The sequence below is a fragment of the Salinicola sp. LHM genome, assembly GCF_034479735.1.
In the GTDB taxonomy this organism is placed as follows: domain Bacteria; phylum Pseudomonadota; class Gammaproteobacteria; order Pseudomonadales; family Halomonadaceae; genus Salinicola; species Salinicola salarius.
This window is the reverse complement of the sequence record NZ_CP140261.1, coordinates 4,124,004-4,138,349: the sequence shown is the minus strand read 5'-3', so window position 1 is coordinate 4,138,349 and position 14,346 is coordinate 4,124,004. Positions and strand designations below refer to the sequence as shown.

Here is a 14,346-nt window from a genome sequence, read left to right as displayed (position 1 = left end):
TCACATGTTGAGGCGGCTGTCGAAACCGGTCGTTTCCCGATTTGTCGGTTCATGGACCCGATTTGTCGATTCATGGGCCTGATTTGTCGATTCATGGAAAAAGGGCGGCTCACGAGGCGGCTCGGACCTCGGTCATCGATCCCAGGACAGTCAGATGAAAAAGACCCAATCCACGGCAAAACCCGTTCACAAGCCGGTTTTTGCCAATGGCGACGACATCCAGATCCCTGTCTTTGCCCTGCTCAAGCCCGATGGCACCGTCTACGCGGATGCCGGGTCGACCTCTCTCGACGAAACCACCGCGCGGCGCATCTATCGCGCCATGCTTTATACCCGGGTGCTCGACGAGCGCATGATGGCGGCCCAGCGTCAGGGGCGGCTGAGCTTCTACATGCAGTGCACCGGCGAGGAGGCGGCGGTGATCGGCAGCACGGCGGCGCTGGACGACGCCGACATGATCATGGCCCAGTACCGCGAGCAGGGGGCGCTGGCCTATCGCGGCTTCACCACCGACGAGTTCATGAACCAGCTGTTCGGCAACGAGCGCGACACCGCCCACGGCCGCCAGATGCCGATCCACTACGGCTCGCGGGATCTTCACTACCTGACGATCTCCTCGCCGCTGGCGACCCAGATTCCCCAGGCCACCGGTTACGCCTACGGCCAGAAGCTGGCCGGCAAGGGCCACTGCACGCTGACGATCTTCGGCGAAGGCGCGGCCTCGGAAGGAGACTTCCACGCCGCGCTCAACATGGCGTCGGTGCACAAGGTGCCGGTGATCTTCCTGTGCCGGAACAACGGCTACGCCATCTCCACGCCGGTCACCGAGCAGTTCGCCGGCGACGGCGTCGCCGCCCGCGCCTTCGGCTATCGCATGCAGTCGATCCGCGTCGATGGCAACGACATCCTCGCAGTGTACGAGGCGACCCGCGAGGCGCGACGGCTGGCGGTGGAGGAGAACGAGCCGGTGCTGATCGAGGCGATGACCTATCGCCTGGCCGCCCACTCCTCCTCCGACGATCCGTCCGGCTACCGCAGCAAGAAGGAAGAGGAGGCGTGGCACAAGAAAGACCCGCTGCGGCGGATGCAGCGCTGGCTGCTCGATCGCGGCTGGTGGAACGAAGACGAAGAACGCGAACTGACCGAGTCGCTGCGTCGCGAAGTGCTGGAAACCATGAAACAGGCGGAAAAACGTCGCCCGCCGGCACTCGAGACGCTGGTCAGCGATGTCTATGCCGAGACACCCCCGCTGCTGCGCGAGCAGCTCGAAACGCTGGAAGCGCATATTCGGCGTCATCCCGAGGCCTATCCCAGAAGCGCGCCGTGGCTTAATGGCAGCACCGAGACGGAGGGCCAGCCATGAGCCGGATGAATCTGCTCCAGGCCGTCAACAACGCGCTGGATACCGCCATGGCAGTCGACGAGCGCGTGCTCTGCTTCGGCGAGGATGTCGGCGTTTTCGGTGGCGTGTTCCGCGCCACCAGCCATCTGCAGGAAAAGTACGGCCGCGAGCGCTGCTTCAATACGCCGCTGGTGGAGCAGGGCATCGTCGGCTTCGCCAACGGCCTGGCGGCCCAGGGTTCGGTGCCGGTGGCCGAGATCCAGTTCGCCGACTATATCTTTCCCGCTTTCGATCAGCTGGTGAACGAGACCGCCAAGTTCCGCTATCGCTCCGGCAGCCTGTTCGATGTCGGTGGCCTGACCGTGCGGGCGCCCTACGGCGGCGGGATCGCCGGCGGCCATTATCACTCCCAGTCGCCGGAGGCGTATTTCGCCCACACGCCGGGGCTGACGGTGGTGGTGCCGCGCAATCCGCACCAGGCCAAGGGATTGCTGCTGGCCTCGATCCGCTCGCCGGATCCGGTGATCTTCTTCGAACCCAAGCGGCTCTATCGCGCCTCGGTAGGCGAGGTGCCGGACGACGACTACGAGTTGCCGCTGCGTCAGGCGGAAGTCGTCAAGGAGGGCAGCGACATCACGCTGCTGGCCTGGGGCGCGCAGATGGAAGTGATCGAACAGGCCGCCGAAATGGCCGAGGAGGCAGGCGTCTCCTGCGAGCTGATCGACCTGCGAACCATCGTGCCGTGGGATATCGAGACGGTGGCGGCGTCGGTGTTCAAGACCGGGCGCCTGATCGTCAGCCACGAGGCGCCGCTGACCGGGGGATTTGCCGCCGAGATCGCCGCTACCATTCAGCAACGCTGCTTTCTCTATCTGGAGTCGCCGATCGAGCGCGTCACCGGGCTCGACACGCCGTTCCCGCTGACGCTCGAGAAGGAGTACATGCCGGGGCCGCTGAAGGTGCTCGATGCCATCCACCGCACGATGGACTTCTGAGGAGCGATGATGAGCGATTTCCTGCTGCCCGATATCGGCGAGGGCATCGTCGAGTGCGAAGTGGTGAAGTGGCTGGTCAGCGAGGGCGATATCATCGCCGAGGATCAGCCCGTCGCCGAGGTGACCACCGACAAGGCGCTGGTGGAGATCCCCGCCCCCGAGGCCGGGCGCGTCACGCGGCTCTACGTTCGCGAAGGCGAAACGGCCCGGGTTCACGCGCCGTTGTTTGCCATCGAGCGCGTCAGCGAGGGTACTCAATCCGACTCGGGCGTTCGATCCGACCATGACGCCCGATCCGACCCCGGCACTCTATCCAGTCACGACGCTCGGCCACCCGAGCCGATCGCCGCCACGCCCGAAGACGAAGCGCCGCAGCCGCCCGCACCGAATGCGGACAAGACAGAATCGGCGGCGTCGAAGGATTTCATTCTGCCCGATCTGGGCGAAGGGATCGTCGAGTGCGAGGTGGTGGCCTGGCGTGTCGAGGAGGGCGACGAGATCGCCGAAGACCAGCCGGTGGTCGAGGTCAGCACCGACAAGGCGGTGATGGAGATCACCGCGCCGGAAGCGGGCCGGCTGGTGCGCCGGTATTGCCAGCTCGACGAGGTCGCCAGAGTCCACGCGCCGCTGTTCGCGTACGTGCCTCGGGCCGTCGACGGCGACGCGGGGCATGATTCGGCCGATGCCGGTGCGGCAGCGGAGAGCAGGGCCGGCGCCGGCCAGCGACGCATTCCCGCCAGCCCGGCGGTACGTCGTCGGGTGCGCGAGCTTGGCGTGCGTCTCGAGGAGATTCCCGGCAGCGGCAAGGATGGCCGGGTGCTCAAGGAGGACGTGCTGGCATTTCAGCAGCAACAGGAAATGCGCCAGGAACAGCACCGTGCGAAGCCGCAGGATTCACAGCCGGAAGCCGCAACGCCGGGACGTGGAACGCCAGTGTCGGACGCTGCCTCCGACGAGCGGACCGAGCCGCTGCGCGGTGTGCGTGCGGTGATGGCGCGGCGAATGAGCGAAGCGGCGTCCACGATTCCGCATTTTGCTTACGGCGACGAGTTCGACGTTACCGAGCTGCTGGCGCTGCGGGACCGTCTCAAGGGCGATTTCGAGGCGCGCGGCGAACGGCTGACGCTGATGCCGCTGCTGATGAAGGCGCTGGCCCTGGTGGTGGCGGAATTTCCGCTGCTCAACTGCCGGCTCAATACGGCAGCCGATACCATTCACTATCAGACCCCGTGCCATATCGGCATGGCGGTGGACAGCGCCAGCGGCCTGCTGGTGCCCAACGTCAAGCACGTCGAGCGGCTGAGCCTGCGCGAAGTGGCGAGCGAGGTGGAACGTCTGACCCGTGCGGCCCGCGACGGGCGGGTCGAACCCGGCGATCTCAAGGGCGGCACCATCAGCATCTCCAACATCGGCGTGTTGGGCGGCACCTACGCCATGCCGATCATCAACGCGCCGGAGGTGGCGATTGTCGCGCTCGGCCGGGTTCAGCGGTTGCCGCGCTTCGATGCCGACGGCAACGTAGTGGCGCGGTCGATCATGACCGTCACCTGGTCCGGCGATCATCGGGTGCTGGATGGCGGCACCATGGCGCGTTTCTGCAATCGCTGGAAGGGGTATCTGGAAGGTCCGGAGACGATGCTGGCAGATTTGCGCTGAGTCGGAGCGGATATTCATGACCGAGCCGACGGAGCTGCAGCAGTTCTACATTCCCGAGGAGCAGTCGGTCTATCTGCTCAGCCAGAGCCAGGCAAGACAGCTGCGGGAGTGGATCGAGCGCTGTCGGCATCAGCTCGCCCAGGTCGGCTATCGGGAGGTCGAACTGATCGGCAAGGGCGCCTACGGCTTCGTCTTCGCGGGCATCGACGGTGCCGGCGCCAGCCACGTGTTCAAGTTCACGCGCCAGAACCTGCCGCAGTCGTTTCATGAGCGCCTCGAGGAGGAGGCGTTCATGCTCGAACAGGTGAATCACCCCCGCGTTCCCAGGCTGATCGCCTATCGCACCCTGCGCCATCAGGCGATGCTGGTGATGGCGCGCGCGCCGGGCATCAACCTGGAGGAGTTCTCGCTGCGCGAGGGACGGCTGGCGCCACGTCTGTTGATCAGGATCGCGGCACAGCTGGCGGACATCCTGCGCACGCTGCGCCGCGAGTCCGCCGAGGGGCGACTCGTGGTGCACGGGGATATCAAGCCCTCGAATCTGATGTTCGATGCGCGGACCGAGCAGATCGCGCTGATCGACTGGGGCTCCTCGGTCTTCGCCCAGCTCGATGCCGAAGGCCAGTTCCTGTCGCGTAACGTGATGGAACTGATGTCCGCCGATCTCCAGCACACCAACGCTCGCATGGGCGATGTCTACTATATCGGCGACGAACAGTTGAACGGGGCGTTGTCGTCACCACGTTTCGATGAGCAGGGCGCCGCCGCGACCCTCTATGCGCTGGCGACCGCGCAGTCCAGCCGCTTCGGCCACGGGACGATCCCGGCAACCTCGCTGGGCCTGCCGGTCGAGTTCGCCCGGATGCTGGATGCCATGCTCAGCGAAGACGCCGCGCTGCGCCGCCGGGCCGGGGACTACTTTCTCCAGCATATGCCGCGCATCGCCCGCACCATCATCCGTGAACCACAGGCGGCGCCGGAAATCCCGCTGGTGCCGGTGTGGGTGCGCTCGCTGGAGCAGGAGATCGAGACGGTGGTCTACAGCTCGCGCAAGGCGTTTCTGCGCGAGGATGTCCTGCATGACACGTCACTGCGCGGACGGGACCGCGACGACACCTTGAGCGCGATCAATGACGTCCAGTTCGATCGCTACTACAAGCATTTCATGCAGGGCATGGGCGATCTCGAAAAGGCCTTTCTGGTCGCGGTCGGGCGGCTGGGGAAGTATCCGGTGGTGGGCGGCCTGGCGGTGCGCTGGAGCGAGGCGGGGGTCGAATTCGACACCACGCTGAGCCTCAACGAACCGTCGCTCCGAACGGCCTTCGTCGCGGCGGTGAACAACATGGTCACCCTGGCCCGGGCGATCCGCCGCCGCGATGGCGTGTTCAAGGCGTGCCTGTTCAACGCCCGACGCACCCTGCACATCGATCGCGACGACGCTTCCCGACCGTTCGTGCCCGATCCCGACTGCGCGATTCCCTACGAGGTCAGCCCGACGCCGGAGTTGGAGGATGCCAGCCGCGAGCACTCCTACTTCGAGGATGGCCCGGATCCCGAGGAGTTCCTGCGCCTGCCGCCGGTGATGATCGAGGCGCTGTCGCGCCTCAACGCCATCCACCACACCGGCATGATCATCTTCGAGGCGTTGCCGACCCACCTGAAGATCCACAGCTACTACCGCCTGCTCGATCCGGCCCGGGAGGAGGAATTCCGCGACTGCCTGGAGACGCTGCTGGCGGCGGTGCCGCAGATCGACGGGCTCGGCGTGTCCGGCTACATGAAGATGCCCTACAAGAACACACGACATTTCGCGCATCGTTCACGGCCGGCCGATACCGGTGCGTGAGGTTTCCGAAGTCTCGCTCGTCGCAGTGGCGCGTGCGTCATCGTTGCATTATGGGGGACGATTTTTACCCTTTTGGTCGATTTCATGGGTCAAACGGGGATGAAACGGACCTGAATCGTTATAATCCGCGCCGACATGAGAACCCCCTCGCGTGACCGACGCCCGTCATGGAGCGCTGCGGGTTTCCGACAACAGCAATACTCGATGGTGAATTCATGGCCAAGCAATCCCATACCCATGCGCAGTGGTCCTCGCGAACGGCCTTCGTTCTGGCGGCGACCGGTTCTGCCGTGGGTCTCGGCAATATCTGGAAGTTTCCCTACATGGTGGGCGACAGCGGCGGCGCCGTGTTCGTGCTCGTCTACCTGGTGTGTATCGCGCTGATCGGCCTGCCGATCCTGGTGTCCGAATGGCTGCTGGGCCGGCGTGGGCAGTCCAACCCGATCAATACCATGCAGAAGCTCAGCCGCGATTCGAAGCTCTCGCCGGACTGGGTGCTGGTGGGTATCGCCGGGGTGCTGGGGTCGTTTCTGATCCTCTCGTTCTACAGCGTCGTCGGCGGCTGGTCGCTCAACTACACCTGGAGCACGCTGATCGGCGATCTGGGCCAGTCGAGCGGGGTCGATGTGGGTGACTACTTCACCACGCTGCTGGGCCAGCCGGGCACGCTGCTGTTCTGGCACACGATCTTCATGCTGCTGACGTTCGGCATCGTCGCCGGCGGCGTCAAGGGCGGCCTGGAGCGGGCGGCCAAGTGGCTGATGCCGCTGCTGATCGTGGCGCTGGTCCTGCTGATCGGCTTCGGCGCGACCACCGCCGGCTTCGGCGAGGCGGCCGCGTTCATGTTCTCGCCCGACTGGAGCAAGCTCAACGGCGGCGTCGTGCTCGCCGCGCTGGGGCATGCGTTCTTCACGCTGTCGCTGGGGATGGGGATCATGATGGCCTACGGCTCCTACCTGGGTCAGGAGGTCAACCTGATCAAGACGGCGCGCACCGTGGTGATCCTGGATACGGTGATTGCGCTGGGTGCCGGCATGGCGATCTTCCCGGTGGTGTTCGCCAACGGCCTCGATCCGAGCGCCGGCCCGGGGCTGCTGTTCGTCACCCTGCCGCTGGCCTTCATCGACATGCCATGGGGGCTGGCGTTCGGCACGATCTTCTTCGCGCTGCTGACGGTGGCCGCGCTGACTTCGGCGATCTCGCTGCTGGAGCCGGTGACGGAGTTCCTGGAAGAGCGCACGCCGCTGTCGCGCGTCGCTTCGGCCTTCGTCGCCGCGCTGGCGACCTGGTCGCTGGGCATCGCCGCGCTGCTGGCGTTCAACGTCTGGTCCGGTTTCCAGCCGTTCGGTTTCAACGTCTTCGATCTGCTCGATGCGCTCACCAGCAAGCTGATGCTGCCGCTGACGGGGCTGGCCGCCATCGTCTTCACGGCGTGGTTCCTGGATAGCGAAGGCGTGAAGCAGGAGCTGGGCCTGGGGCCGAAGGGCCGGGTGCTGTGGCACTACGTGTCGCGCTATGTGGCGCCGATCGGGGTGATCGTGGTGTTCTTCAACAGCTTGTAATAATCGCTAGCAACAGTAGTTCGCAACGGATCCTGTCACGTCTCGAAGCGTGACAGGAATCTGCCGTCGGGGAGGGTGCCGACGGGGCAGGCAGCGGTCGCGTTCCTTGATGGGGCGCGGCCGCTGGTCGTTGTGGCCGACGAACGGCGGGTGGCGGTGGCCGCTCGGGCTATTCAAGCTATTCGAGCTATTCGGGTAGTTCGGCGATCTCTTCCGCCAGCTGGCGCTTTTCCTGGCGCTGTTCGATGCCGCGCCGGGCCTTGAGATAGCGAATGGCGGCCTTGCGCTTGCGTTGTTCATGTTCGCTGACTTCCAGCGTCATGAAAATCTCGAGAATGTCGCTCTTGAGGGCATGAAGGTGTTCGACGCTCTTCATGATCGAATCTCCTGGCATCCTAAGATCTGTCGGTTCGCGCCCGACATGCATACTATAACCAAGATGACAAGATCGTGACGGCTAGCTTTTTTCATGCTTTCAACGCGCCGTGACGGCGTGTTCCCGCCCGCGTGACTCGGGCATACTGGGCGCCTGATTCCCGACCGAGAAGATCCGATGTCGTCATCCGAGGGCCAGCCATGAGCCGTTCGCTGTTCGATGAATTGCGTGTGCACATGGATCGCCTGCGCCGCTCCGAGCAGAAGGTGGCGCGCTTCGTGCTGCGCAATCCGGAAGAGGTGATCCTGATGCGAATCACCGACCTGGCCAGCGAGGCGCAGGTCAGCGAGCCGACGGTGGTGCGCTTCTGCCGTGCCATGGGAATGGCCGGCTTCCAGGAGTTCAAGCTCAAGCTGGCGCAGATGATGGCGCGGGGAAGCCAGTACGCCCAGTTCACCATGAACGACGGCGACAGCGTGGCCGAGTTCTCCCACGGAATCTTCGACAGCACCATCGAGACGCTCGAGCAGGTGCGCGATCAACTGGACAACGAGGCGCTGGGCAAGGCGATCGCGGCGCTGGCGGTGGCCAACCGGGTCGAGTTCTACGGCTACGGCGCTTCGGGGATCGTCGCCGCCGATGCCCAGCACAAGTTCTTCCGCCTGCAGATCCAGACGTCGGCCTACTCCGACCCGCACCTGCAGGCGATGTCCGCCGCCACCCTCAAAGCGGGCGACGTGGTGGTAGCGATCTCCCAGACCGGACGCACCCGGGCGCTGCTCGCCAGCGCCAAGACGGCGGTCAAGGCCGGCGCGACCGTGATCGGCCTGTGTCCCAGCGATTCGCCGCTGGCCCGCGAGGTGACCCTGACGCTGCCGATCGACGTGCAGGAAGACACCGAGGTCTACATCCCCATGACCTCGCGTATCGCCCACCTGCTGACCATCGACGTGCTCGCCGTCGGCGTGGCCAAGAACCGCGGGCCGCAGATCACCGATCAGCTCAAGGCGATCAAGCGCAGCCTGGGGTCGCTGCGGGTGTCCAACAACGTGTCGTGACGGCTTCATGACTAGGGAAACGCCGACTTCGCTCGGCGTTTTTTGTGTCTCTAATACTGTATATATAGACAGTAATCGTGTTCTGAGTGACACTGGTGACAACGTTTCAACCGTCCCGGCCACCGTCATGTCGTCACTCGCTTCTCGCTGTTTCCGATGGATATCGCTGCCATTGCCCGATACGGGGGCGGTCGATGAGTAGCCTGGAATCCCTGCTCGATAGCCGTCAGGTCTGGCGCGCCCAGTCCGGTGCCGATAGCCAGGGCGGCGAGGCGATCGCCAGCGGGCATGCGGCGCTCGATGCGATCCTGCCGGGGGGTGGCTGGCCGTCGGCCGCGGTCAGCGAGCTGCTGTCGGCGGGCGCCGGCAACGGGGAACTGGCCCTGCTGTGGCCAGTGATCTCGCGGATGACCCGGGAAGGCCGGCCGGTGGTGCTGGTTTCGCCACCGGGCGTGCCGTATCCGGCGGCGTGGCGGCAGGCGGGCGTGGCGCTGGAGCAGTGTCACTGGCTCGACGTGCAGGGCCGCGAGGCGTTGTGGGCGACGGAGCAGTGCCTGCGCGCCGGCTGCTGCGCGGCCGTCGTCGCCTGGCTGCCGCAGGCCGATAGCCGCCTCATGCGGCGGTTGCAGGTGGCGGCGGCGAGCGGCAACACGCTGGCTTTCGTCCACCGGCCGCTGGCGAAGGTGTCCGAGGCGTCGCCGGCGCCGCTCCGGTTACGGCTGCACCGGCATGCCGAGCTGGAAATCCTCAAGTGCCGTGGCGGCTTTCCGCCCGCGCGGCGAATCGCCTTCGGCACCGGGGCGTGACGCCATGCGCTGGGTCTGCCTGCTGTTTCCGCGTCTGGCGCTGGAGGGGGCGCTGCGTCGTCGTGCCGACCCCGAGGCGCCCTTCGCGCTGGTCGATGGCCCGGCGCAGCGCCAATGCATTCGCGCTGCCAATCGCGCCGCCCGCGAGCAGGGCGTCAAACCCGGTCAGGCGCTGGGCTTCGCCGAAGCGCTGTTTAACGCGCCGCTTTTTAAGGCGCCCGGAGCCGCGCCGCTTTCCAAGGCGCCCAACTCCGCGCCAGAAAACGGTTCTGAACCTGCCTCGGGCGAGCGGCTCGAGACGGCGCCGTTCGATGCCGAATCCGTCGAGCGCTGGCGGCGGCGTCTGGCGAGCTGGGCCTACGGCTTCAGCGCTCAGGTCAGCCTGCACTATCCGCACGCGCTGGTGTTCGAGGTCGCCAGCAGCCTCGATCTGCTGGGCCCTTGGCCGCGGCTGGAGGCGCGGCTGCGGTCGGAGCTCGCCGAACTCGGCTTTTCGCATCGGCTGGTGATCGCCCCCAATCCGGCGGCGGCGCGGGTGCTGGTCAATGTCCACGACGGGCTGGCGGTGGACGACGCCGGGCTGGAGCCGGCGCTGGCCGCGTTGCGCCTCGACCGTGCCGGGCTGGCGAACATCGATGCCGGCCAGGACATCGTGCAGACCCTCAAGCGTAGCGGTTTCCAGCGCCTGGGCGAGCTGTTCGCCCTGCCGCGCAGCGCCCTGGCCCGACGTTTCGGTGGCGGTTTGCTGCGTCATCTGAGCGAGCTGCGCGGGGAGTGGCCGCTGGCGCTGGATTACCATCGTCCCACGCCGCGTTTTTCCCGTACCTTCGAATTCGACCAGCCGGTGCATGCCCTGGCGGGGCTGGCCTTTCCGCTCAAGCGCCTGTTGCAGGAGCTGGCCGCGTTTCTGATGGGCCAGGACGCGGGCGTCGAGCGGTTCCGCCTGACGTTCGAACTGGAGGACGGGCCGGCGCAGGCCGTCGAGATCGGCCTGCTGGCGGTACAGCGCGACCCCGATACCCTGCTCGAGCTGACCCGTGCGCATCTGGAGCGCGTGCGCCTCGCCGGCCCGGTGATGAGCTTGACGCTCTCCGCGCCGCGCCTGTCGGCCTACGCGCCGGTCCGGCGGGAGCTGCTGGAAGGGCCGGCCCGCCAGGCCCAGGCCTGGGCGATGCTGCATCAGCGGCTGGTCGCGCGGCTGGGCGAGCCGGTACTCAAGCCGCTGATCGAGTACCGCGAGCATCGCCCGGAAATGGCGGTGATCGACGGCGCCGGCCCACGGGCGCGTGACGCCAGCGCCGGCCCGACGCGCCCCGGCTGGCTGACCCCCACGCCCCAGCGCTGCGATGGCGACGTGCTGCAGCTGCTGGCGGGGCCGGAGCGGATCGAAAGCGGCTGGTGGGACGGCGGCGACATCCGGCGCGACTACTATCTGGCCCAGTGGGTCGACGGCCGCCACGCCTGGGTCTGGTGCGAGCCGGGGCGGCAGGGCTGGTATCTGCACGGGTGGTTCGGATGAGCGATGCGATCGCCTATGCCGAGTTGCACTGCCTCTCCGCCTTCAGCTTTCAGCGCGGCGCGTCGACCGCGGACGAGCTTTTCGAGCGCGCCGCACGGCTCGGTTACCGTGCTCTGGCGATCACCGACGAGGCCACGCTGGCCGGCATCGTACGCGGCTGGCAGGCGGCACGGGAGCATGGCGTCGACCTGATCGTCGGCGCCGAGTTTCGTACCCAGTGCGGCATCAAGCTGGTGCTGCTGGTGGAGAACCGGCGTGGCTACGAGGCGCTCTGCGGATTGATCACCCGCGTTCGCGGACGCGCGCCCAAGGGCGAATACCGGCTGCTCGCCTCGGATCTCGACGAACTCGACGGCGGTGACGGCCTGTTCGCGCTGTGGATTCCGGAGGCAGTGCCGGATCGTGAGATGGGTGATCGTGGGGTAGGTGATAATGAGGTGGGCGAGCGGCTGGTTGGCGCCTTTCCCGGCCGGCTGTGGCTGGCGGTGGAGCTTCACTACGGCTTCGAGAACGGCTACGACAACGCGGCGCGTCTGGCCCAACTGCAGGCGCTGGCCGACGCGCTGGGCATACCGGCACTGGCGGCGGGAGACGTTCACATGCATGCCCGGGGCCGGCGGGCGCTGCAGGACTGCCTCACCGCGATTCGTCACCACCTGAGCGTGTTCGAGGCGGGAGACACGCTGTTCCCCAACGGCGAGCGCCATCTGCGCAGCCGGGATGCGCTATCCGCGATCTATCCCGTTGAGCTGATGGCCGAGAGCGTGGCGTTGGCGGCGCGCTGTGACTTCGATCTCGGCGAGCTGCACTACACCTATCCCCACGAGGTGGTGCCGGCCGGCAAGACGCCGGCCGAGTGGCTGCGCGAGTTGACGGCTCAAGGCTGCGCGCGACGCTGGCTGAATGGTGTGCCCGAGAAGACGGACGCGCAGATCGACTACGAGCTCACGCTGATCGAAGAGTTGGGCTACGAGCACTACTTTCTCACCGTACACGACATCGTCGACTTCGCGCGGCAGCAGCACATCCTGTGCCAGGGGCGCGGCTCGGCGGCCAACTCGGCGGTCTGCTACGCGCTGGGAATCACCGAGATCGATCCGTCGCGCACGGCGCTGCTGTTCGAGCGCTTCATCTCCCGCGAACGCGACGAGCCGCCGGATATCGATGTCGATTTCGAGCATGAGCGCCGCGAGGAGGTGATCCAGTACGTCTTCAGCCGCTACGGCCGCCATCGCGCGGCGCTGACCGCCGTGGTCAGCCATTACCACGCCGCTGGAGCGATCCGCGATATCGGCCGGGCACTGGGCTTCGCGCCGGAGCGTATCGACCGGCTCGCCCGCTGTGCCGGGCGCTGGACCGATCATATTCCCGACGAAGCACGGCTCAGAGAGCAGGGTTTCGAGCCGGAAGAGCCCATGCTCCAGCGTCTGCTGGTGCTGGCCGGTACGCTGGTCGGTTTTCCGCGCCATCTCTCCCAGCATCCGGGCGGGTTCGTGATCTCGGATGCGCCGCTGCAGACGCTGGTGCCGGTGGAAAACGCCGCCATGGCGGAGCGCACGGTGATCCAGTGGGACAAGGACGATCTCGATCTGGTCGGGCTGCTCAAGGTCGACGTGCTGTCGCTGGGCATGTTGACGGTGCTGCGACGCAGTCTGGATCTGGTGCGCCTTCACCGCGGTATCGACTACGCGTTGGCGACGATTCCCAAGGAGTGCGCCGATACCTACGCCATGATCCAGCGCGCCGATACCCTCGGCGTGTTCCAGATCGAATCCCGTGCCCAGATGGCGATGCTGCCCCGGCTCAAGCCGGCCAAGTTCTACGACCTGGTGATCGAAGTGGCGATCGTGCGCCCCGGGCCGATCCAGGGCGACATGGTGCACCCCTATCTCAAGCGGCGTAATGGCGAGGAGCCGATCACCTATCCGTCACAGGCATTCAAAGATGCCTTCGAACGCACTCTCGGCGTGCCGCTTTTCCAGGAACAGGTAATGGCGCTGGCAGTGGAGGCGGCGGGTTACAGCCCCGGCGAGGCGGACCAGCTGCGGCGCTCGATGGCGGCCTGGAAGCGCCACGGCGGGCTCGAGCATCACCGCCAGCGAATCGTCGAGGGCATGCTCGAGCGCGGCTACGAGCTGAGCTTCGCCGAACGCATCTTCGAGCAGATCAAGGGCTTCGGCAGCTACGGCTTTCCCGAATCCCACGCCGCCAGCTTTGCCTTGCTGACCTACGCCAGCTGCTGGCTCAAGTGCCACGAACAGGCGATCTTCGCCTGCGCGCTGATCAACAGCTGGCCGATGGGCTTCTATTCGCCGGATCAGGTACTGCAGGATGCCCGCCGCCACGGCGTCGAGGTGCGCCCGGTCGATATCCGCGTCAGCCAGTGGGAGAGCACGCTGGAGGTTGCCTCTACCAGTACCGGCGACTTGGCGATCCGGCTCGGGCTGCACATGATCAAGGGGCTCGCCGAGAGCGACGGCCAACGACTGCTGGCGGCGCGCGACACGCCGGGCTGCGATAGCGTCGAACGCCTGGCGGCGCGGGCCGGCGTCAAGCGGGCGGTATTGTCACGGCTCGCCGATGCCGGGGCGCTGGAGGGGCTGGCCGGAGATCGCCATCGGGCGCGCTGGGCCACGGCCGGTGTCGAGGCGTCGCTGCCGCTGTTTGCCCAAAATGGTATCGAGGTCGATAGCGAAGAGGAGTCGCTCGCGCTGCCGGCTGTCGAGATCGGCGAAGCGATCAAGGCGGATTACGCCACGCTCGGCACCACGCTGGGGCCGCATCCGATGTCGCTGCTGCGCCAGCGCTGCCGGTCGGATGGCATTCGCGGTCTGGGCGGCGTGGTGGATTCCAGGCGCCTCGCCGAGCTGCCGGGGGATGTCGGCGTGGCGATCGCCGGACTGGTGGTCGGACGCCAGCGTCCCGGCTCCGCCAAGGGGGTGACTTTTCTGACCCTCGAGGACGAATTCGGCATGGTCAATGTCGTGGTCTGGCCGCATCTCGCCGTACGCTATCGCCGGGTCCTGCTCGAGTCTCGGCTGCTGCGGGTAGTGGGCAAGCTGGAAAGCCAGGCGGGCGTGCGCCACGTGATTGCCAGAGGGCTGATCGATCTCACCGGCCTGCTGGAGGGGCTGAGCACGCGCAGTCGGGATTTTCATTAGTCCGGCTCCCGTCGCACGCGCTGTG

10 protein-coding genes are annotated in these 14,346 nt (G+C 66.4%); 9 read left to right on the top strand and 1 reads right to left on the bottom strand.

The annotated features are described in order from the left end of the window. The first annotated feature begins 154 nt into the window (after nucleotides 1-154). The 5 genes from R5R73_RS18845 to R5R73_RS18825 all read left to right on the top strand — a co-directional run bounded on the left by R5R73_RS18845 (nucleotide 155) and on the right by R5R73_RS18825 (nucleotide 7,401). Entirely contained in the window at nucleotides 155-1,363 is a 1,209-nt protein-coding gene (locus R5R73_RS18845) for a thiamine pyrophosphate-dependent dehydrogenase E1 component subunit alpha (RefSeq protein WP_322528359.1), read from the top strand. Continuing rightward, nucleotides 1,360-2,337: an alpha-ketoacid dehydrogenase subunit beta gene (locus R5R73_RS18840; protein ID WP_071230494.1), complete on the top strand. Its 978-nt coding sequence runs from the start codon at nucleotides 1,360-1,362 to the stop codon at nucleotides 2,335-2,337. The genes R5R73_RS18845 and R5R73_RS18840 overlap by 4 nt, the downstream gene beginning before the upstream one ends. A 9-nt stretch (nucleotides 2,338-2,346) precedes the next feature. Further along, a complete protein-coding gene (locus tag R5R73_RS18835) occupies nucleotides 2,347-3,993 on the top strand; it encodes a dihydrolipoyllysine-residue acetyltransferase (protein WP_322528358.1) in 1,647 nt (548 codons plus the stop codon). Between the two features lie 16 nt (nucleotides 3,994-4,009). Continuing rightward, nucleotides 4,010-5,839: a protein kinase domain-containing protein gene (locus R5R73_RS18830; RefSeq protein ID WP_322528357.1), complete on the top strand. Its 1,830-nt coding sequence runs from the start codon at nucleotides 4,010-4,012 to the stop codon at nucleotides 5,837-5,839. Nucleotides 5,840-6,054: 215 nt separating this feature from the next. Further along, nucleotides 6,055-7,401, top strand: coding sequence for a sodium-dependent transporter (locus R5R73_RS18825; RefSeq protein ID WP_322528356.1), 1,347 nt, complete (start codon nucleotides 6,055-6,057; stop codon nucleotides 7,399-7,401). A gap of 187 nt (nucleotides 7,402-7,588) precedes the next feature. Here R5R73_RS18825 and R5R73_RS18820 read toward each other — a convergent pair whose 3' ends face one another. Beyond that, entirely contained in the window at nucleotides 7,589-7,777 is a 189-nt protein-coding gene (locus R5R73_RS18820) for a PA3496 family putative envelope integrity protein (RefSeq protein WP_071230490.1), read from the bottom strand. Between the two features lie 200 nt (nucleotides 7,778-7,977). Between R5R73_RS18820 and hexR the strand changes: the two genes are divergently transcribed. The 4 genes from hexR to R5R73_RS18800 all read left to right on the top strand — a co-directional run bounded on the left by hexR (nucleotide 7,978) and on the right by R5R73_RS18800 (nucleotide 14,321). Then, nucleotides 7,978-8,835, top strand: a complete 858-nt coding sequence (gene hexR, locus R5R73_RS18815; protein WP_071230489.1) for a transcriptional regulator HexR — start codon at nucleotides 7,978-7,980, stop codon at nucleotides 8,833-8,835. Nucleotides 8,836-8,930: 95 nt separating this feature from the next. Then, nucleotides 8,931-9,641: a translesion DNA synthesis-associated protein ImuA gene (gene imuA / locus R5R73_RS18810; protein ID WP_322528355.1), complete on the top strand. Its 711-nt coding sequence runs from the start codon at nucleotides 8,931-8,933 to the stop codon at nucleotides 9,639-9,641. Beyond that, entirely contained in the window at nucleotides 9,592-11,160 is a 1,569-nt protein-coding gene (locus R5R73_RS18805; RefSeq protein WP_322528354.1) for a DNA polymerase Y family protein, read from the top strand. Before imuA ends, R5R73_RS18805 begins: the two co-directional genes overlap by 50 nt. After that, nucleotides 11,157-14,321, top strand: a complete 3,165-nt coding sequence (locus R5R73_RS18800) for an error-prone DNA polymerase (RefSeq protein ID WP_322528353.1) — start codon at nucleotides 11,157-11,159, stop codon at nucleotides 14,319-14,321. Before R5R73_RS18805 ends, R5R73_RS18800 begins: the two co-directional genes overlap by 4 nt. Nucleotides 14,322-14,346: the final 25 nt, after the last annotated feature.